Source organism: Streptomyces sp. NPDC050509 (assembly GCF_044457965.1).
Taxonomy (GTDB): Bacteria; Actinomycetota; Actinomycetes; order Streptomycetales; family Streptomycetaceae; genus Streptomyces.
In genome coordinates this window covers 115,626-135,052 of record NZ_JBITHL010000007.1, presented here as the reverse complement: position 1 = coordinate 135,052, position 19,427 = coordinate 115,626, and the positions used below count along the sequence as shown (strand labels likewise).

At 70.4% G+C, this 19,427-nt stretch carries 18 protein-coding genes; all 18 read left to right on the top strand.

Going from position 1 to position 19,427, the window contains the following annotated elements:
* Nucleotides 1–174: 174 nt before the first annotated feature.
* The 18 genes from pgsA to ACIBJC_RS20875 all read left to right on the top strand — a co-directional run bounded on the left by pgsA (nucleotide 175) and on the right by ACIBJC_RS20875 (nucleotide 19,349).
* The gene (gene pgsA, locus ACIBJC_RS20960) at nucleotides 175–861 is read left to right on the top strand and encodes a phosphatidylinositol phosphate synthase (RefSeq protein WP_399295155.1); all 687 of its coding nucleotides are present in this window, start codon (nucleotides 175–177) and stop codon (nucleotides 859–861) included.
* The gene (locus tag ACIBJC_RS20955) at nucleotides 858–1,763 is read left to right on the top strand and encodes a phosphatidylinositol mannoside acyltransferase (protein WP_399294555.1); all 906 of its coding nucleotides are present in this window, start codon (nucleotides 858–860) and stop codon (nucleotides 1,761–1,763) included. Before pgsA ends, ACIBJC_RS20955 begins: the two co-directional genes overlap by 4 nt.
* Nucleotides 1,760–2,920, top strand: coding sequence for a glycosyltransferase family 4 protein (locus ACIBJC_RS20950; RefSeq protein WP_399294552.1), 1,161 nt, complete (start codon nucleotides 1,760–1,762; stop codon nucleotides 2,918–2,920). Before ACIBJC_RS20955 ends, ACIBJC_RS20950 begins: the two co-directional genes overlap by 4 nt.
* A gap of 344 nt (nucleotides 2,921–3,264) precedes the next feature.
* Entirely contained in the window at nucleotides 3,265–3,816 is a 552-nt protein-coding gene (locus ACIBJC_RS20945; RefSeq protein ID WP_399295153.1) for a hypothetical protein, read from the top strand.
* A 92-nt stretch (nucleotides 3,817–3,908) separates the two neighbouring features.
* Nucleotides 3,909–4,811, top strand: coding sequence for a pyridoxal 5'-phosphate synthase lyase subunit PdxS (gene pdxS / locus ACIBJC_RS20940; RefSeq protein WP_329821660.1), 903 nt, complete (start codon nucleotides 3,909–3,911; stop codon nucleotides 4,809–4,811).
* Complete coding sequence (pdxT, locus tag ACIBJC_RS20935) at nucleotides 4,811–5,401, top strand: pyridoxal 5'-phosphate synthase glutaminase subunit PdxT (protein ID WP_399294549.1); 591 nt, start codon at nucleotides 4,811–4,813, stop codon at nucleotides 5,399–5,401. The genes pdxS and pdxT overlap by 1 nt, the downstream gene beginning before the upstream one ends.
* Nucleotides 5,402–5,464: 63 nt before the next feature.
* The gene (locus ACIBJC_RS20930) at nucleotides 5,465–6,217 is read left to right on the top strand and encodes a YebC/PmpR family DNA-binding transcriptional regulator (protein ID WP_249951051.1); all 753 of its coding nucleotides are present in this window, start codon (nucleotides 5,465–5,467) and stop codon (nucleotides 6,215–6,217) included.
* Between the two features lie 120 nt (nucleotides 6,218–6,337).
* On the top strand, nucleotides 6,338–6,883 hold the full coding sequence (ruvC, locus tag ACIBJC_RS20925) for a crossover junction endodeoxyribonuclease RuvC (RefSeq protein WP_399294545.1): 546 nt from the start codon (nucleotides 6,338–6,340) through the stop codon (nucleotides 6,881–6,883).
* Nucleotides 6,880–7,503, top strand: a complete 624-nt coding sequence (gene ruvA / locus ACIBJC_RS20920) for a Holliday junction branch migration protein RuvA (RefSeq protein WP_329821664.1) — start codon at nucleotides 6,880–6,882, stop codon at nucleotides 7,501–7,503. The genes ruvC and ruvA overlap by 4 nt, the downstream gene beginning before the upstream one ends.
* 65 nt (nucleotides 7,504–7,568) lie before the next feature.
* A complete protein-coding gene (ruvB, locus tag ACIBJC_RS20915) occupies nucleotides 7,569–8,636 on the top strand; it encodes a Holliday junction branch migration DNA helicase RuvB (protein ID WP_329821665.1) in 1,068 nt (355 codons plus the stop codon).
* A gap of 164 nt (nucleotides 8,637–8,800) precedes the next feature.
* On the top strand, nucleotides 8,801–9,304 hold the full coding sequence (gene yajC, locus ACIBJC_RS20910) for a preprotein translocase subunit YajC (RefSeq protein WP_399294540.1): 504 nt from the start codon (nucleotides 8,801–8,803) through the stop codon (nucleotides 9,302–9,304).
* Nucleotides 9,305–9,449: 145 nt separating this feature from the next.
* Nucleotides 9,450–11,234 carry a protein translocase subunit SecD gene (secD, locus tag ACIBJC_RS20905; RefSeq protein ID WP_399294537.1) on the top strand — a complete coding sequence of 595 codons (1,785 nt, stop codon included), beginning with the start codon at nucleotides 9,450–9,452 and terminating at the stop codon, nucleotides 11,232–11,234.
* A 1-nt stretch (nucleotide 11,235) separates the two neighbouring features.
* Nucleotides 11,236–12,363, top strand: a complete 1,128-nt coding sequence (gene secF / locus ACIBJC_RS20900; protein ID WP_399294534.1) for a protein translocase subunit SecF — start codon at nucleotides 11,236–11,238, stop codon at nucleotides 12,361–12,363.
* The gene (locus ACIBJC_RS20895) at nucleotides 12,360–12,905 is read left to right on the top strand and encodes an adenine phosphoribosyltransferase (RefSeq protein ID WP_399294531.1); all 546 of its coding nucleotides are present in this window, start codon (nucleotides 12,360–12,362) and stop codon (nucleotides 12,903–12,905) included. The genes secF and ACIBJC_RS20895 overlap by 4 nt, the downstream gene beginning before the upstream one ends.
* Nucleotides 12,906–13,954: 1,049 nt before the next feature.
* Nucleotides 13,955–16,450, top strand: coding sequence for a RelA/SpoT family protein (locus ACIBJC_RS20890; RefSeq protein WP_399294528.1), 2,496 nt, complete (start codon nucleotides 13,955–13,957; stop codon nucleotides 16,448–16,450).
* A gap of 34 nt (nucleotides 16,451–16,484) precedes the next feature.
* Nucleotides 16,485–17,810 (top strand): protein kinase, encoded by a 1,326-nt coding sequence (locus tag ACIBJC_RS20885; RefSeq protein ID WP_399294525.1) that lies wholly within the window; start codon nucleotides 16,485–16,487, stop codon nucleotides 17,808–17,810.
* Between the two features lie 11 nt (nucleotides 17,811–17,821).
* Nucleotides 17,822–18,223 carry a hypothetical protein gene (locus tag ACIBJC_RS20880; protein WP_399294522.1) on the top strand — a complete coding sequence of 134 codons (402 nt, stop codon included), beginning with the start codon at nucleotides 17,822–17,824 and terminating at the stop codon, nucleotides 18,221–18,223.
* Nucleotides 18,207–19,349 carry a caspase family protein gene (locus ACIBJC_RS20875; protein WP_399294519.1) on the top strand — a complete coding sequence of 381 codons (1,143 nt, stop codon included), beginning with the start codon at nucleotides 18,207–18,209 and terminating at the stop codon, nucleotides 19,347–19,349. The genes ACIBJC_RS20880 and ACIBJC_RS20875 overlap by 17 nt, the downstream gene beginning before the upstream one ends.
* Nucleotides 19,350–19,427: the final 78 nt, after the last annotated feature.

Here is a 19,427-nt window from a genome sequence, read left to right as displayed (position 1 = left end):
GCTCCGGCGATGCCCGCGGTAGTCCTTCGAGCTTCGCACTCCCGCCATGGCGCGTCCATACGTCGTACGGCGCGGCACGGCCCGGGTGCCCGGCGGTGCGGGTCGGCGGTCGTGGCTACGATGGGCCAGCCGACGGCCGCAGGGGTCCTCGGCCCACCGAACCTCGGGAAGGCCATGCTGAACAAGTACGCGCGTGCATTCTTCACGCGTGTCCTCACACCGTTCGCGGCGTTTCTGCTCCGTCGCGGAGTCACTCCGGACGCGGTCACGCTCATCGGCACGGCCGGAGTGATGGCGGGTGCGCTGGTCTTCTTCCCCCGCGGGGAGTTCTTCTGGGGCACGATCGTCATCACCCTCTTCGTCTTCTCCGACCTCGTCGACGGCAACATGGCGCGCCAGGCGGGCATCTCCAGCCGCTGGGGGGCCTTCCTCGACTCGACCCTCGACCGGGTCGCGGACGGCGCGATCTTCGCCGGCTTCGCGCTCTGGTACGCGGGCGACGGTGACAACACCACGCTGTGCGCGGTCGCCATCTTCTGCCTCGCCAGCGGCCAGGTCGTGTCGTACACGAAGGCCAGGGGCGAGTCCATCGGGCTGCCGGTGGCGGTCAACGGGCTGATCGAGCGCGCCGAACGGCTGGTCATCTCCCTCGTCGCGGCCGGCCTCGCCGGACTGCACGCCTTCGGCGTCCCCGGTATCGACATCCTGCTGCCGATCGCGCTGTGGATCGTCGCCGTGGGCAGCCTCGTCACCCTCGGTCAGCGCGTGGTGACCGTACGGCGCGAGTCTGCCGAGGCCGACGCCGCCGCGGCCGACCCCGCCCAGACCGACCCCGCCCGGGGGAGTGGAGCCTCGTCATGAGCACGGCGAGCGACAAGCTGACCGACGGGCTGTACGGACTCGGCTGGAGCACGGTCAAGAAGCTGCCCGAACCCGTGGCCAAAGCCCTCGGCAGGACCCTCGCCGACACCGTGTGGAAACGGCGCGGCAAGAGCGTGCTGCGGCTGGAGTCCAATCTGGCGCGGGTCGTGCCCGACGCCGGGCCCGAACGGCTCGCCGCGCTCTCCAAGGCCGGCATGCGCTCGTACATGCGGTACTGGATGGAGTCGTTCCGGCTGCCGGCCTGGAGCACGGAACGCGTCCGCGACGCCGTCGAGATCAAGGACATCGACCGGCTCTTCGACGGACTCACCACCGGGCGCGGCGTCATCCTGGCGCTGCCCCACATGGCCAACTGGGACCTCGCGGGGGCCTGGCTCACCCGGGCCCGCGACGTACCGTTCACCACCGTCGCGGAGCGGCTCAAGCCCGAGACGCTGTACGACCGGTTCGTCGCCTACCGCGAGAGCCTGGGCATGGAAGTCCTTCCGCACACCGGCGGCGCCGCTTTCGGCACCCTCGCCCGGCGGCTGCGGAACGGCGGCCTCGTCGCCCTGGTCGCCGACCGCGACCTGTCGTCGTCCGGCGTCGAGGTCGACTTCTTCGGGGACACCGCCCGGATGCCCGCGGGCCCCGCACTGCTGGCGCAGCAGACCGGAGCGCTGCTGCTGCCCGTCTCGCTGTGGTTCGACGACACCCAGGTGATGCGGGGGCAGGTCTTCCCGCCCGTCGCCGTACCGGAGACAGGCACACGCGCCGAAAAGACGTCTGTGATGACACAGGCGGTGGCCGACGCCTTCGCCACGGGAATCGCCGAACACCCGGAGGACTGGCACATGCTGCAACGGCTGTGGGTCGCCGACCTGGACCGGGGGACCGAGTGAAGATCGGCATCGTCTGCCCGTACTCCTGGGACGTACCGGGCGGCGTCCAGTTCCACATCAGGGACCTCGCGGAACATCTCATCCGGCTCGGGCACGACGTGTCCGTACTGGCTCCCGCCGACGACGAGACACCCCTCCCGCCGTACGTCGTCTCGGCGGGCCGCGCCGTGCCCGTCCCGTACAACGGCTCGGTCGCCCGCCTCAACTTCGGCTTCCTGTCGGCGGCGCGGGTGCGGCGCTGGCTGCACGACGGCACGTTCGACGTCATCCACATCCACGAGCCCGCCTCGCCGTCGCTGGGCCTGCTGAGCTGCTGGGCGGCGCAGGGGCCGATCGTCGCGACGTTCCACACCTCCAACCCGCGCTCCCGCGCCATGATCGCGGCGTACCCGATCCTCCAGCCCGCGCTGGAGAAGATCAGCGCCCGGATCGCGGTGAGCGAGTACGCGCGGCGCACGCTGGTGGAACACCTCGGCGGCGACGCCGTGGTCATCCCGAACGGTGTCGACGTCGACTTCTTCGCCGAGGCGGAGGCGGAACCGGCCTGGCAGGGCGGCACGATCGGCTTCATAGGACGCATCGACGAGCCGCGCAAGGGGCTGCCGGTACTGATGCGGGCCCTCCCGAAGATCCTCGACGTCCACCCGGAGACCCGGCTGCTGGTCGCGGGGCGCGGGGACGAGAAGGAGGCGGTGGAATCCCTGCCGAAGGAGATGCGCCGCCGCGTCGAGTTCCTCGGGATGGTCAGCGACGAGGACAAGGCGCGGCTGCTGCGCAGCGTCGACCTGTACGTCGCGCCCAACACCGGCGGCGAGAGCTTCGGCATCATCCTCGTGGAGGCGCTGTCGGCGGGCGCGGCCGTCCTGGCGAGCGACCTGGACGCGTTCGCCCAGGTCCTGGACCACGGGGCGGCGGGCGAACTCTTCACCAACGAGGACGCGGACGCGCTCGCGGGCGCGGCGGTACGTCTGCTGGGCGACCCGGACCGCCGCGCGGAGCTGCGCGCCCGGGGCAGCGCGCACGTACGGCGCTTCGACTGGTCGACGGTCGGCGCGGACATCCTCGCGGTGTACGAGACGGTGACGGACGGGGCGGCGTCGGTGGCGGCGGACGAACGGACGGGGCTTCGGGCGCGGTTCGGGCTGGCTCGGGACTAGTCGCCGTCCGGCGGGGGGTGGGGGGCCGGGTGGGTGCGGTCTGCCGTCCGGCGGGGGGTGCGGGTCGCCTCCCGGCGGGATGCCGGTGCCCTGTGCCGGTGTGCGGGTGCCCGCGCCGGTGTGCGGTGCGGGTGCCGGGGCCCGGGGCCTCCGGAGGTACATGTCCGGACGGCATGATTTACGCCGCGTGCGGGTGAGTGGGACAACTGCGGGAGCGTGAGCGGCACAAATCACGCTTCAGTGTCCGGACACGCACCTCCTCCGACCCCGACCCCTCCCGCCGGTGGGTCTCCCACTCTCCGTCCCTGGCTGGGGAGAAGGGGTGCGTGCCGGTACCGCGTAATCTGCCGTGCGTGACCACCTTCGTCTGGATCGCCGTCGCCGTTGTCGCGATCGCGCTCTATCTCAGTTGGACCGCCGGCCGCCTCGACCGTCTGCACACCCGGATCGACGCCGCCCGGGCCGCCCTCGACGCCCAACTGCTGCGGCGTGCCTCGGTCACCCAGGAGTTGGCCACCTCCGGTGTGCTCGATCCGGCTGCCTCGATCGTGCTGTACCAGGCGGCGCACGCCGCGCGGCAGGCCGAGGAGGAACAGCGCGAGGTGGCCGAGAGCGAGTTGAGCCAGGCGTTGCGGGCCGTGTTCGGGGAGGCCGCCCAGGTGGAGGCCGTACAGGAGGCGCCCGGTGGTGAGGACGCCGCCGGGGAACTCGCCGCGGCGGTGCGGCGGGTGCCGATGGCGCGGCGGTTCCACAACGACGCCGTACGGGCCGCGCGGGCGCTGCGCCGCCACCGTACGGTGCGCTGGTTCCGGCTCGCGGGGCACGCGCCGTTCCCGCTGGCCTTCGAGATGGACGACGAGCCGCCCGTCGCGCTGGCCGACCGGCCGGGGTCCTGAACGATCCACCGGCTTCCCATTGGCCCTTGCTGTGGACTGGTCCCGGGGCGTTCTCTGGAGATCCCCCGTCGTACGAGTCAGTGAGGTCGCCCGTGTCCACCACCGCCCAGAACCCCGAGACCGGCACCGCGCGCGTCAAGCGCGGCATGGCCGAACAGCTCAAGGGCGGTGTGATCATGGATGTGGTCACGCCGGAGCAGGCGAAGATCGCCGAGGACGCCGGCGCGGTCGCCGTGATGGCGCTGGAGCGGGTGCCCGCCGACATCCGCAAGGACGGCGGCGTCGCGCGGATGTCCGACCCCGACATGATCGAGGGGATCATCGGCGCGGTCTCGATCCCGGTCATGGCGAAGTCGCGTATCGGCCACTTCGTCGAGGCCCAGGTGCTCCAGTCGCTGGGCGTGGACTACATCGACGAGTCGGAGGTGCTGACCCCCGCCGACGAGGTCAACCACTCGGACAAGTGGGCGTTCACGACCCCCTTCGTCTGTGGTGCCACCAACCTCGGTGAGGCGCTGCGCCGGATCGCTGAGGGCGCGGCCATGATCCGTTCGAAGGGCGAGGCCGGGACGGGCAATGTCGTCGAGGCGGTCAGGCACCTGCGGCAGATCAAGAACGAGATCGCCAGGCTGCGCGGCTACGACAACAACGAGCTGTACGCCGCCGCCAAGGAGCTGCGCGCCCCGTACGAGATCGTCAAGGAGGTCGCGGAGCTGGGCAAGCTGCCGGTGGTCCTCTTCTCCGCAGGCGGTGTCGCCACCCCCGCCGACGCGGCGCTGATGCGCCAGCTCGGCGCCGAGGGCGTCTTCGTGGGCTCCGGCATCTTCAAGTCGGGCGACCCGGCCAAGCGTGCAGCGGCGATCGTCAAGGCCACCACGTTCTACGACGACCCGAAGATCATCGCGGAGGCGTCGCGCGACCTGGGTGAGGCCATGGTCGGCATCAACTGCGACACGCTGCCCGAGGCCGAGCGCTACGCGAACCGCGGCTGGTGATGAGCGCCCCCGCGATCGGCGTCCTGGCGCTCCAGGGGGATGTCCGGGAGCATCTGGCCGCCCTGGCCGCGGCGGGAGCCGTGGCCGGGACGGTCCGGCGGCCCGAGGAGCTGGCCGAGGTCGAGGGCCTGGTGATCCCGGGCGGTGAGTCCACCACGATGTCCAAACTGGCGGCGCTCTTCGGCATGCTGGAGCCGCTGCGTACCCGGGTGGCGGCCGGGATGCCGGTGTACGGCACCTGCGCCGGGATGATCATGCTCGCCGAGAAGATCCTCGACCCGCGGTCGGGTCAGGAGACGGTGGGCGGCATCGACATGATCGTGCGGCGCAACGCCTTCGGCCGGCAGAACGAGTCCTTCGAGGCGGCCGTGGAGGTCGCCGGGGTCGAAGGCGGTCCGGTGGAGGGCGTCTTCATCCGCGCCCCGTGGGTCGAGTCGGTGGGGGCCGAGGTCCAGGTGCTCGCCGAGTACGGGGGCCATGTGGTCGCCGTACGGCAGGGCGTCGCGCTGGCGACGTCCTTCCACCCCGAACTGACGGGCGACCACCGGCTGCACCGTTTCTTCACCGACATGGTGCGCTCCGTACAGTGACCTCCGCCCGGTAGGATCGCTGCCGAACGGGAGCAGTACCGGTTACGCGAAGGAGACAGGCAGATGTCCGGCCACTCTAAATGGGCTACGACGAAGCACAAGAAGGCCGTGATCGATGCCAAGCGCGGCAAGCTCTTCGCGAAGCTGATCAAGAACATCGAGGTCGCGGCGCGGACCGGCGGCGCTGACGTCGACGGCAACCCGACTCTTTTCGACGCCATCCAGAAGGCGAAGAAGAGTTCGGTGCCGAACAAGAACATCGACTCGGCCGTCAAGCGCGGCGCCGGCCTGGAGGCCGGTGGTGCCGACTACGAGACGATCATGTACGAGGGATACGGCCCGAACGGTGTCGCGGTGCTCATCGAGTGCCTCACCGACAACCGCAACCGCGCCGCCTCCGACGTACGCGTCGCGATGACCCGCAACGGCGGCTCGATGGCCGACCCCGGCTCCGTCTCGTACCTCTTCAACCGCAAGGGCGTCGTGATCGTCCCCAAGGGTGAGCTGGGCGAGGACGACGTGCTGGGCGCGGTGCTGGACGCGGGCGCCGAAGAGGTCAACGACCTCGGCGAGTCCTTCGAGGTGCTCAGCGAGGCCACCGACCTGGTCGCGGTCCGTACCGCGCTCCAGGAGGCGGGCATCGACTACGACTCGGCGGACGCCAACTTCGTCCCGACCATGCAGGTCGAGCTGGACGAAGAGGGGGCGCGCAAGATCTTCAAGCTGATCGACGCCCTTGAGGACAGCGACGACGTCCAGAACGTCTTCGCCAACTTCGACGTCTCGGACGACGTGATGGAGAAGGTCGACGCCTGACCCCGCCCTTCGCACCCCCCTCCTCGATGTCGGTCCGGTCCGTTGTCAGTGCCGACCGATACTGTCTGATCAGGGCTTCTCCCCTCGGGGAGAACGCATGACCGAGAGAGTGGGGGCGCGATGAGGGTGCTGGGTGTGGACCCCGGGCTGACGCGGTGCGGGATCGGCGTCGTCGAGGGCGTCGCGGGACGGCCGCTGACGATGCTGGGCGTCGGCGTGGTGCGTACGCCCTCCGACGAGGAGATCGGCCCGCGTCTCGTCGCCATCGAGCAGGGCATCGACGCCTGGCTCGACGAGTACCGGCCCGAACACGTCGCCGTGGAGCGGGTGTTCGCCCAGCACAACGTGCGTACGGTCATGGGCACCGCCCAGGCCAGCGCGGTCGCCATGCTCTGCGCCTCGCGCCGCGGCATCCCCGTCGCCCTGCACACCCCCAGCGAGGTCAAGGCCGCCGTCACCGGCAGCGGCCGGGCCGACAAGGCGCAGGTCGGCGCGATGGTCACCCGGCTGCTGCGGCTTGCCGCGCCGCCCAAGCCGGCCGACGCGGCGGACGCCCTCGCCCTCGCCATCTGCCACATCTGGCGTGCCCCCGCCATGAACCGCCTCCAGCAGGCCCAGGCGGCGGCCCGTCCCTCCCGTATCCCCGTCCGGAAGGTCACGCGATGATCGCCTTCGTCAGCGGCCCCGTCGCCGCCCTCGCCCCGACGACCGCGGTCATCGAGGTCGGCGGCATCGGCATGGCCGTCCAGTGCGCCCCCGGCACCCTCGCGGCGCTGCGCGTCGGCCAGGACGCCAGACTCGCCACCTCGCTGGTCGTCCGGGAGGACTCCCTCACGCTGTACGGCTTCGCGGACGACGACGAACGCCAGGTGTTCGAGCTGCTCCAGACCGCCAGCGGCGTCGGGCCCCGGCTCGCCCAGGCGATGCTCGCGGTGCACAGCCCCGACGCGCTGCGCCTCGCCGTCTCCACCGGCGACGAGAAGGCGCTCACGGCGGTCCCCGGCATCGGCAAGAAGGGCGCCCAGAAGCTGCTGCTGGAGCTGAAGGACCGGCTCGGCGCGCCGCGCGGCGTCACTGTGGGGCGGCAGGCGGGGGCGGCGGCAGCGGCCTCCTGGAGCGACCAGCTCCACGCCGCGCTCATCGGCCTGGGATACGCCGGACGCGAGGCCGAGGAAGCGGTCGCCCAGGTCACCCCGGAGGCCGAGGCGGCCCTCGCGGAGGGCTCCCAGCCCCCCGTGCCCCGGCTGCTGCGCTCCGCGCTCCAGAGCCTCAACCGCACCCGCTGAGCCTGCCCCCGCTGTACTCCATTCGGGCCGTTCTCGCACGCGCCCTCCCCCTGAGGTGAGACTGAGTGAACTGGGACGACACCGCCGACGACGCGGCCGAGCGGCTGGTCGGCGCCTCCGCGGACGGTGAGGACCAGGCCGTCGAAGCGGCGCTGCGGCCCAAGTCGCTGGACGAGTTCGTCGGACAGGAGCGGGTACGGGTCCAGCTCGACCTGGTGCTCAAAGCGGCGCTCGCGCGCGGCGCCACCGCCGACCACGTGCTGCTCTCCGGGGCGCCGGGGCTCGGCAAGACGACCCTCTCGATGATCATCGCGGCCGAGATGAACGCCCCGATCCGGATCACCTCGGGCCCGGCGATCCAGCACGCGGGCGACCTCGCCGCGATCCTCTCCTCCCTCCAGGAGGGAGAGGTGCTGTTCCTCGACGAGATCCACCGCATGTCCCGGCCCGCCGAGGAGATGCTCTACATGGCGATGGAGGACTTCCGGGTCGACGTGATCGTCGGCAAGGGCCCGGGCGCCACCGCCATCCCGCTGGAGCTGCCGCCCTTCACCCTGGTCGGCGCCACCACCCGGGCCGGACTGCTGCCGCCCCCGCTGCGCGACCGCTTCGGCTTCACCGGCCACATGGAGTTCTACGAGAGCGTGGAGCTGGAGCGCGTCATCCACCGCTCCGCCCAGCTCCTGGACCTGGAGATAGACGCCGAAGGGGCCGCGGAGATCGCCGGACGCTCCCGGGGCACGCCCCGTATCGCCAACCGGCTGCTGCGCCGCGTACGGGACTACACCCAGGTCAAGGCGGACGGGCGGATCACCCGTGAGGTGGCGGAGGTGGCCCTCGCGGTGTACGAGGTCGACGCGCGCGGTCTCGACCGGCTCGACCGCGCCGTGCTCCAGGCGCTGCTCAAGCTCTTCGGCGGCGGGCCCGTGGGGCTGTCGACCCTGGCGGTCGCCGTGGGGGAGGAGCGCGAGACGGTCGAGGAGGTCGCCGAGCCCTTTCTCGTACGGGAAGGACTGCTCGCCCGTACGCCACGGGGCCGGGTCGCGACCCCCGCGGCATGGGCGCACCTCGGGCTCGTCCCGCCCCAGCAGGCGCCCGGCGCGACCGGACAACCCGGCCTGTTCGGGGCGTGACGGCATGAACACGCGCACGGCAGGAACCTCGGTGCGACGCTGGGCGTTGTTCCAACGAAGCGGACTCGCTTAGACTCCGCCGATGCCGCCCTTCCGGAGCGGCATGCCCACCCCCGTATATCAGGCCGCTCGACAGCGCGGTCGTGCGAAGGAAGTTCCCTCCCGTGAGTCTCGTGACCCTTCTCCCCTTCATCGTGCTCATCGGGGCCATGTTCCTGATGACCCGGTCCGCCAAGAAGAAGCAGCAGGCCGCCGCGCAGATGCGCGACGAGATGCAGCCCGGCACCGGCATCCGCACCATCGGGGGCATGTACGCCACCGTCAAGGAGGTGCACGCTGACATGGTCCTCCTGGAGGTGGCTCCCGGCGTTCACGCCGTCTACGCGAAGAACGCCATCGGCGCGGTGCTGGACGACGACGAGTACAACCGCATCGTGCACGGCGACGACGCGAGCGACTCCGACACGCCCGTCGTGCCCGACGACGCCTCCTCGCTGACCGGTCCCGCCGACACCGACTCCTCGGACGAGGCCAGGATCGACCTCGGCAAGAAGCCCGAGGAGACCAAGGACGCCGAGCCCGCCGACGCCACGACCGAGGCGAAGGCCGACGAGAAGGCCGAGAACAAGGCCGAGGGCACGACCGACGGCGAGTCGGGCGCGAAGTAGCCGGGTCCGCGCCGACCGGCCGCACAACGGCCGCCGGCGACTCACGGTCGCGCTGATCACTGCGGGGGCAGGTCCCCACAACACTTCGTGGCCGCTCCGGCGCACACCCGGCGTGGGGGGCGGTTGGACAGGGAGAAACGAGAAGGTGGCAGCACCTAATAAGGGCCGAAGGCAAGCGGGGTCCCCAGGCAGGCCAGGGCGCACCCTGGCGCTGTTCCTGATTGCCATGGTGGCCCTCACGGGCGGGATGTTCTGGTCCGGCCATGTCACGCCACGTCTGGGGATCGACCTCGCGGGCGGCACCAGCATCACGCTCCAGGCGAAGAACACGCCGGGCAAGCCGAACGCGATCAACAAGACCAACATGGACACCGCCGTCAGCATCATCGAGCGGCGTGTCAACGGTCTTGGCGTCTCGGAGGCCGAGGTTCAGACCCAGGGCGACGAGAACATCATCGTCAACATCCCCCGGGGCACGAACGAGAAGCAGGCCCGTGAGCAGGTCGGCACCACCGCCCAGCTCTACTTCCGGCCGGTGCTGACCGTCGCCGCCGGGAGCCCGACGACGCCGCAGCCCTCGGGCAGCGGCTCGCCGAGCGCCTCTCCCTCCTCCTCGACCAGCGCCTCGACCGGCGACAAGGAGGGCGACAAGGCCGACGGCGCCGACTCGACGGCGTCGCCCAAGGCGTCCGCCACCTCCCAGGGCCGGGCCGTGACGGACGCGCTGAAGGCGGATGCCTCGCCTTCGCCCGACGCCTCGGACAAGTCGTCGGACAAGAAGAACGAGTCCCCCGCCCCCTCCGCGAGCGCCTCCAGCGACCCGGCCACCGCCGCCCTGGAGAAGAAGTTCACGGAGCTGGACTGCACCAAGAAGACCGCGCGCACCGAGGTCAACCAGAGCTCGGCGCCCAAGGACACGATCGTCGCCTGCGGCCAGAACTCCGGCGGCGAGTGGGAGAAGTACGTCCTCGGCCCGGCCGAGCTGGAGGGCACGGACGTCGACGACGCCAAGGGCGTGCTCGACCAGCAGCGTGGCATGTGGATCGTCACGATGGACTTCACCGGCGCCGGCACGAAGAAGTTCCAGTCGATCACCGGCAAGCTCTCGCAGCAGCAGGCGCCGATGAACCAGTTCGCCATCGTCCTCGACGGCAACGTGGTCTCCGCGCCCTCGGTGAGCCAGACGCTCGGCAGCAGCGCCGAGATCTCCGGCAGCTTCACCCAGCAGTCCGCCCAGGACCTGGGCAACATCCTGTCGTACGGCGCGCTGCCCCTGACCTTCCAGGAGCAGTCCGTCACGACGGTCACCGCCGCGCTCGGCGGTGAGCAGCTCGAAGCCGGTCTGATCGCCGGCGCGATCGGCCTCGTCCTGGTCATCATCTACCTGGTGGCGTACTACCGGGGCCTCTCCGCGATCGCCATCCTCAGCCTCGGCGCCTCCGGCATCATGACGTACACGATCATGTCGCTCCTCGGCCCGGGCATCGGCTTCGCGCTGAACCTGCCCGCGGTCTGCGGCGCCATCGTCGCCATCGGTATCACCGCGGACTCGTTCATCGTGTACTTCGAACGCATCCGGGACGAGATCCGCGAGGGCCGTACGCTCCGCCCGGCCGTCGAGAGGGCCTGGCCGCGCGCCCGGCGCACGATCCTCGTCTCCGACTTCGTGTCGTTCCTCGCCGCCGCGGTGCTGTTCCTCGTCACCGTCGGCAAGGTCCAGGGCTTCGCGTTCACCCTCGGTCTGACCACGCTCCTCGACGTGGTCGTGGTGTTCTTCTTCACCAAGCCCGTGATGACGCTCCTGGCCCGTACGAAGTTCTTCTCCAGCGGCCACCCGTGGTCCGGTCTGGACCCGACGCGCCTCGGCGCCAAGCCGCCGCTGCGCCGTACCCGCCGTGTCAGCGCCCCCACCGACCCGAAGGAGGCGTGAGATGTCCCGACTCGGCGATCTCGGCGCCCGGCTCTACCGAGGCGAAGTCGGGTACGACTTCATCGGGAAGCGCAAGATCTGGTACGGAATCTCGATCCTGATCACCATCACGGCCATCGCGGCCCTGGCGGTGCGCGGGCTCAACATGGGCATCGAGTTCCAGGGTGGTGCTGTCTTCACCACACCCAAGACGGCTGTTTCCGCTACCCATGCCCAGGAGAAGGCGGAGACCGCTTCGGGCCATGACGCGATTGTCCAGAGCCTCGGCAACGGCGGTCTGCGCATCCAGATCAGCGGTATCACCCCCGATCAGGCCGACAAGATCACGGAGAAGCTTGCCGGGGACCTGAACGTCCCCGCCGGCGAAATCAACGGGGAGAAGGTCGGTCCGAGCTGGGGCGCGACCATCGCCAACAAGGCGTGGATGGGTCTCGGGATCTTCATGGTCCTGGTGGTGATCTATCTGGCGATCGCCTTCGAATGGCGGATGGCGGTCGCCGCGCTCATCGCCCTGATCCACGACCTCACGATCACCGTCGGCGTCTACACACTGGTCGGCTTCGAGGTCACCCCGGGTACGGTGATCGGTCTGCTGACCATTCTCGGTTACTCCCTCTACGACACGGTCGTCGTCTTCGACAGCCTCAAGGAGGGGGCGACCGGGATCACCAAGCAGAGCCGCTGGACCTACAGCGAGATCGCCAACCGGTCGATCAACAGCACGCTGGTGCGTTCCATCAACACCACCGTCGTGGCGCTGCTGCCCGTCGGCGCGCTGCTCTTCATCGGCGGCGGCTTCCTCGGCGCCGGCATGCTGAACGACATCTCGCTCTCGCTCTTCGTCGGCCTCGCCGCCGGCGCGTACTCCTCGATCTTCATCGCCACGCCGCTCGTCGCCGACCTGAAGGAACGCGACCCGCAGATCAAGGCGCTGAAGAAGCGGGTGCTCGCCAAGCGCGCGGCCGCCGCAGCCAAGGGTGAGCAGGCCGACGGTTCCGCCGACAGCGACGACAACGCGGAGGACGGCCCGCAGGGTGGTGCCCCCGGCGCCGCCGCCACGGCCGCCGTGGCGGGTCCGCGCGGTCGCGGTGGCCGGGGCCGTCCCTCGGGATCGGGAGGGCGTCGATGACCGACACCAGTACGCGGGAGCTGCTGCTCAGCCGCATCCGTGACGTGGTGGACTATCCGAAGCCGGGCGTGGTGTTCAAGGACATCACCCCGCTGCTGGCAGACCCCAAGGCGTTCACGGCGCTGACCGACGCGCTCGCCGAACTGTGCGTACGGTTCGGCGCGACGAAGATCGTCGGCCTGGAGGCGCGCGGCTTCATCCTGGCCGCCCCCGTGGCGGTCCGGGCGGGCGTCGGGTTCATCCCCGTACGCAAGGCCGGCAAGCTTCCCGGCGCGACGCTCTCGCAGTCGTACGACCTGGAGTACGGCTCCGCGGAGATCGAGGTCCACGCCGAGGACCTGGACCACGGAGACCGTGTCCTCGTCATCGACGACGTCCTCGCCACCGGCGGTACGGCCGAGGCGTCCCTGGAGCTGGTCCGGCGGGCCGGCGCCGAGGTCGTGGGTGTCGCGGTCCTCATGGAGCTGGGCTTCCTGGGCGGCCGGGAGCGGCTGGTACCCGCGCTCGGCGGCGCGCCGCTGGAGGCCCTGATCACGCTCTGAATCGCTTGACAGCACGAAAGGCGGACCCCGGACACTGTCCGGGGTCCGCCTTTCGTTTGACGTCGATCACTGAACACGTACGACATCCTGGCTCGGCCGCGGGCATCCCGGCATCGCCTCCGGATCGCGTGCGCCGCATCGGACCCTTTGAATGACCGGACAGGGCTGCCGGAAGACGAAGTGGCTCATCTCCCGGCACCCTGCCTTCGGTGATGAATGCAAAGAATCCCGTTATCCGGCCTCACCGGCTCGCTGGCCTCCACAAGAAACTCGCCAAAATTCGCGACGAGGAAACATCGTTCAAGCCGTTGTCCCAGGAATTTCCTGGGTGCTTCATTCCGGTTTGCCTTGTTAAAGGTCAGATGATTACGGTTTACATTCCCGTGGGCGTGTGATTTTCTCGATTTGCCGCTGCGGGAGGGAAACCTCGGCGGGAATGAACGGCTAAAGGGGGGATCGAGATGAAGGTTTTTGCTCGACGGGCCGGATCTGTTTTTGTGTTGGGGGCGGCGAGTCTTGCCCTTTCCGTTGGTCCGGCCTTCGCCGGTGCCGACGCCTGGGCCAAGACCACGGACGACAACCCCGGTGGCGTTGCTTACTGGACCGCTGACGGTGATGCTTTCACCGTGTGCGATCAGGGTGAGGACGGATTGAGGGCCTCCGGAACCGCCTCCTGGAGCGGTGGTAGCCGACGCGTGGACGACGCAAATGGTGGGAGCGACAGCAGCCCGTGCGTAAAGCAGGCCATTGACCTTCCCGAGGGCACCAGGGTGACGATCACGATCTGTCTCCGGGACGGTGCCAACGGGGCCGCCAGGTTCTGCGCCAGTTCGACCGGTACTGCTTGAGTTTTGTCGTCATGGTGAAAGGGTCGCGCTAGTATCGGCTCGGTTCGCGGATTCGCCTAACAGAGGCGGGTATTCGACATTCTTGCCGAATACCCGCCTCTGTTAGGCCCTCGGTGCTTCGCCGGAGTGGTCGTATGCGAGGGGCCGTATCATGGCCTTCAGGGCCTGACCGGAGGTCCTGGATCCGCACGAGGAGCGCTCTTGCCAGACGAGGTCCAGCCACTGGCCGCCGCGACGCCCGATCACCCCGCCGACCGGGCCGCCGCAAGCTCCGGCACGCCGCAGAACAAGGCCCCGGCCGCCGCTCAGCCCCCCGTGGAGCCCGCGCCGCCCGAGCGCCCCGCCGTGCCCGTGAGCGCGCCCAAGCCGGGTGCCACGGCCGCGCCGCGCTCCGGAGGGTCCTCGAACCGGGTGAGGGCCCGTCTCGCGCGGCTGGGGGTCCAGCGTTCCTCGCCGTACAACCCCGTCCTGGAGCCGCTGCTGCGGACCGTACGCATCAACGATCCGAAGATCGAGACCGCGACGCTGCGCCAGATCGAGAGCGCCTACCAGGTCGCCGAGCGCTGGCACCGCGGACAGAAGCGCAAGAGCGGCGATCCGTACATCACGCATCCCCTCGCGGTCACCACGATCCTCGCCGAGCTGGGCATGGACCCCGCCACCCTGATGGCCGGCCTGCTGCACGACACGGTGGAGGACACCGAGTACGGCCTCGACACCCTGCGCCGCGACTTCGGCGACCAGGTCGCGCTCCTCGTCGACGGGGTCACCAAGCTCGACAAGGTCAAGTTCGGTGAGGCCGCGCAGGCCGAGACCGTACGCAAGATGGTCGTCGCCATGGCCAAGGACCCGCGCGTCCTGGTCATCAAGCTCGCCGACCGGCTGCACAACATGCGCACCATGCGCTACCTCAAGCGGGAGAAGCAGGAGAAGAAGGCCCGCGAGACGCTGGAGATCTACGCGCCCCTGGCCCACAGGCTGGGCATGAACACCATCAAGTGGGAGCTGGAGGACCTCGCCTTCGCGATCCTCTACCCGAAGATGTACGACGAGATCGTCCGGCTGGTCGCCGAGCGCGCCCCCAAGCGCGACGAATATCTGGCCATAGTGACCGACGAGGTCCAGTCGGACCTGCGCGCGGCCCGGATCAAGGCCACCGTCACCGGACGGCCGAAGCACTACTACAGCGTCTACCAGAAGATGATCGTCCGCGGCCGGGACTTCGCGGAGATCTACGACCTGGTGGGCATCCGGGTCCTGGTCGACACGGTCCGTGACTGCTACGCGGCGCTCGGCACCGTCCATGCGCGGTGGAATCCGGTCCCCGGCCGGTTCAAGGACTACATCGCGATGCCCAAGTTCAACATGTACCAGTCGCTGCACACGACGGTCATCGGGCCCAACGGCAAGCCGGTCGAACTCCAGATCCGTACGTTCGACATGCACCGCCGCGCCGAGTACGGCATCGCCGCGCACTGGAAGTACAAGCAGGAGGCCGTCGCGGGCGCCTCCAAGGTCCGCACCGACGTCCCGAGGAGCGCGGGCCGGGGCGCCAACCAGGACACCGTCAACGACATGGCGTGGCTGCGCCAGCTCCTGGACTGGCAGAAGGAGACGGAGGACCCCAGCGAGTTCCTGGAGTCGCTCCGCTTCGACCTCTCGCGCAACGAGGTCTTCGTCTTCACGCCCAAGGGCGACGTCATAGCGCTGCCGGCCGGCGCCACCCCGGTCGACTTCGCGTACGCCGTCCATACGGAGGTCGGCCACCGCACCATAGGGGCGCGGGTCAACGGACGGCTCGTCCCGCTCGAATCGACCCTCGACAACGGTGACCTGGTCGAGGTCTTCACCTCCAAGGCGTCCGGGGCGGGCCCCTCGCGCGACTGGCTCGGCTTCGTCAAGTCGCCGCGGGCCAGGAACAAGATCCGCGCCTGGTTCTCCAAGGAGCGCCGCGACGAGGCGATCGAGCAGGGCAAGGACGCCATCGCGCGGGCCATGCGCAAACAGAACCTGCCGATCCAGCGCATCCTCACCGGGGACTCCCTGGTCACGCTCGCGCACGAGATGCGCTACCCCGACATCTCGTCCCTGTACGCGGCGATCGGCGAGGGCCATGTGGCCGCGCAGGGCGTCGTACAGAAGCTGGTCCAGGCCCTCGGCGGCGAGGAGGCAGCCAACGAGGACATCGCGGAGAACTCCCCGCCCTCCCACAGCCGCGGCAAACGCCGCTCCAACGCCGACCCCGGTGTGGTCGTCAAGGGCGTCGACGACGTCTGGGTGAAGCTCGCCCGCTGCTGTACGCCCGTACCCGGCGACCCGATCATCGGCTTCGTCACCCGGGGCAGCGGTATCTCCGTGCACCGAGCCGACTGCGTCAACGTGGACGCGCTCTCCCAGCAGCCCGAGCGGATCAAGGAGGTCGAGTGGGCGCCCACCCAGTCCTCGGTCTTCCTGGTCGCCATCCAGGTCGAGGCGCTGGACCGCTCCCGGCTCCTGTCGGACGTCACCCGGGTCCTCTCCGACCAGCACGTCAACATCCTCTCCGCCGCCGTCCAGACCTCCCGCGACCGGGTCGCCACCTCGCGCTTCACCTTCGAGATGGGTGACCCGAAGCATCTGGGCCACGTACTGAAGGCCGTACGCGGTGTGGAGGGTGTCTACGACGTCTACCGCGTCACCTCGGCCCGCAGGCCCTGAGCGGGACGGACCAGGGGCCGGAGGGGGACCGGAGATGGGTGACGGAGTACTGATCGCGGGCCGTTACCGGCGCGTGGGGCTGCTCGGCCGGGGCGGCATGGGCGCGGTGTACGAGGCGGAGGACACCAAGCTCGGCCGGCGCGTGGCCGTCAAGGTGCTCTCCGCGATCGGGGGCCTCTCGCGGGACGAGACGGTGCTCAGACGCTTCGTGCAGGAGGCCCGCGCCCTCGCCAGGATCGACCACCCGGGCGTGGTGACGCTGTACGACGAAGGGCTCCACGAAGGCACCCCGTTCCTCGTCATGCAACTGCTCGACGGGGTGGACCTCGCGCGGCTCGTCCAGGAGGCCGGGCCCTTACCGCCGGACGTGGTGTGCTGCGTGGCCGCCGGTATGGCCCGGGCCCTCGGCGCGGCGCACGAGGCCGGCGTGCTGCACCGCGACGTGAAACCCACGAACGTCGGCATCACCAGCGGGGGCCGGGTCGTCCTCCAGGACTTCGGACTGGCCCGGCTGGCGGGGGAGTCCGCCATCACCCGGCTCACGAGTTTCGTGGGCACCCCGCAGTTCATGGCGCCGGAGATCATCCGGGGCGCGCCGCCGGGCCGGACCGCCGATCTGTACGGTCTGGGCGCCTGCGCCTATCTGACGATGACGGGACAGGTGCCGTTCGGCGGTTACCTGGAGGTCGGCGCCGTCGTGGAGCACGCCATAGGCGCGGGAATTCCCCGGCTGGAACATCGCAGGGACCTCCCGTACCCGCGCGAGCTCAGAGCCCTGGTGGACCGCCTGTGCGCCCAGGAGGCCGCGCTGCGGCCCCAGTCGGCCGAGGAGGTCGCCCTGCTGCTCGCCCCGCTGGTGGGCGAAGGACAGGCGGTACTGGGCGAACTGGTCGCCGCCCGGCTCAGAGACACCGCCGTCGAGCAGGTGTTCGAGCGGCGGCCGGCGGGCGCCGTCCCGGGAACGCCCGACCCGGAGGGTTCGCCCGCCCCGACCGGGGCCCCCGAGTACGGCTGGGACGACGCCGCCGTACCCACCCAGCGCGCCGGGGCCGAGGACCCCTTCCGGCCGCTGACGCTCAGCGACACCACCCGCCGCATGGTGCTCGGCAGCATGACCCCGCAGGACGCGGCCTCCCGGCTGCGCGAAGCGGTCACCCTCGTCCTGCGCGGCCGGCTCCAGGAGGCCGTGCAGATGCTCACGGCCATCACCCAGGTCTGTCTGTCGTCGCTCGGCCCCGGGCATCCGACGACCCTGGCCTGCCAGTACTGGCAGGCGGTCTGCCTGGCGAGGCTCGGGGCGGGCGGGCCCGCGCTGGAACTCTTCCAGCGGGTGAACACCCACATCGACCAGGAGAAGTGAGGACGGGGAACATGCCTGCATACGAGGTCCGGGTCACCGGAGCTGCGGACGGCGAGGGCCCGGAGGCCGAGCTGCGCTCGCTGCTGCGCTGGCTGACGGAGGACGAAACCCTCGACCGGGACGTACGGGGCACGGTCCGCGGCCGGGAACCGCTCGCCCCCGGTCACATGGGCACCGGGTTCGACCTGCTGCAACTCGCCGTCGGCACCGCCGTCTCCACCGCCTCGCTCGTCGTCTCCGTACTCCAGTGGCGGACCTCCCGCCGGCACGCGGCGCCCGCCGTCGTGCTGCGCCGCGGCGGTGCCGAGGTCGAACTGTCGGGGGAGGCCGCGGCCGACCCCGAAACCCTGCGACGCGTCGTCGAACTGCTCGACCGGGCGGAGGAGACCGGCGGCGATGGTGGGACTGCCTGACCCGGCGGCGTCCAGAGCCGTCCTCATCGGTACGGCCGCCTACCGGCATCTGCCGGCGCTGAGCGCGGTCGAGGCGAACATCACCGACCTGGCCGCCGTCCTCTGCGACGCCACGGTGTGGGGGCTGCCCGAACAGCACTGTGTGACGGTCACCGACCCGCAGAGCGCCTCGGCGATGCTCGACCCCGTGCACCAGGCGGCGGAGCAGGCCCTGGACACCCTCGTCGTGTACTTCGCGGGACACGGCATGCGGGACTCGGAATCCGCCGACCTCTATCTGGGGCTCGTCGGATCCCGGGAGAACACCGGCTACACGGCCGTCGCGTACCAGCATGTGCGGACCGCGCTGCGCTCCGCCCGCGCCCGGCGCAAGATCGTCGTCCTCGACTGCTGCTTCAGCGGGCGGGCGGCCCGTACGCTCGCCGCCGGGGACGAGGTCCTCGCGGCCCAGGCCGCCGTGGACGGCGCCTTCGTCCTCACCGCGTCACCACGCGACCGGGTGGCTCTCGCCCCCGACGGGGAGCGCCACACCGCCTTCACCGGCGAGATGCTGACGCTGCTGCGTGACGGCATCGAGGACGGCCCCGAACTGATCGACCTGGACACGCTCCACCGCGTACTCGAAGAGCGCCTCCGGGCGAAGAACCGGCCGCTGCCGCAGCGCTCCCAGGAGAACGGCGTCGGCCGGCTGCCGCTGGCCCGCAACCGCGCCCGCGCCGCCCGCCATGTCCCGGCGGGCCCCGTACTCGCCACCGACGTACGGGCCGCCATGGTGGCGGCGGGGCTGGGCGTCGCCCGGATGCTGCGCGCCGCCGGACGGAGCAGGGACGCGCTGCCCGTGCTGCGGCTGGCACTGCAGGAACAAGTGCCGGACGGGGAACGGAACCTGCTGGCCGTCCAGCTCGAACTCTCCGACATGCTCGCCGAGAACGGCCAGACCCGCGAGGCCATCGAGGTGCTGGAGCAGGCGTTCCAGCAGGTGCACAAGATCTACGGCCCCGACGCCCTGCTGGTCTGCCGCCGCCTCGCCGACCTGCTCCAGGAGTCGGGCAACCACATCCAGGCATGCGAGGTGCTCAAGCACGCGCTCGAACTCGCCGAGGACCAACTGCGCGTCCCGGACTGACGGTCGGCCCGCCGTGCACCGGCACAGAGGGCGGCCCGGCGGTGGAATCCACCGCCGGGCCGCCCTCTGTGTGCCGCT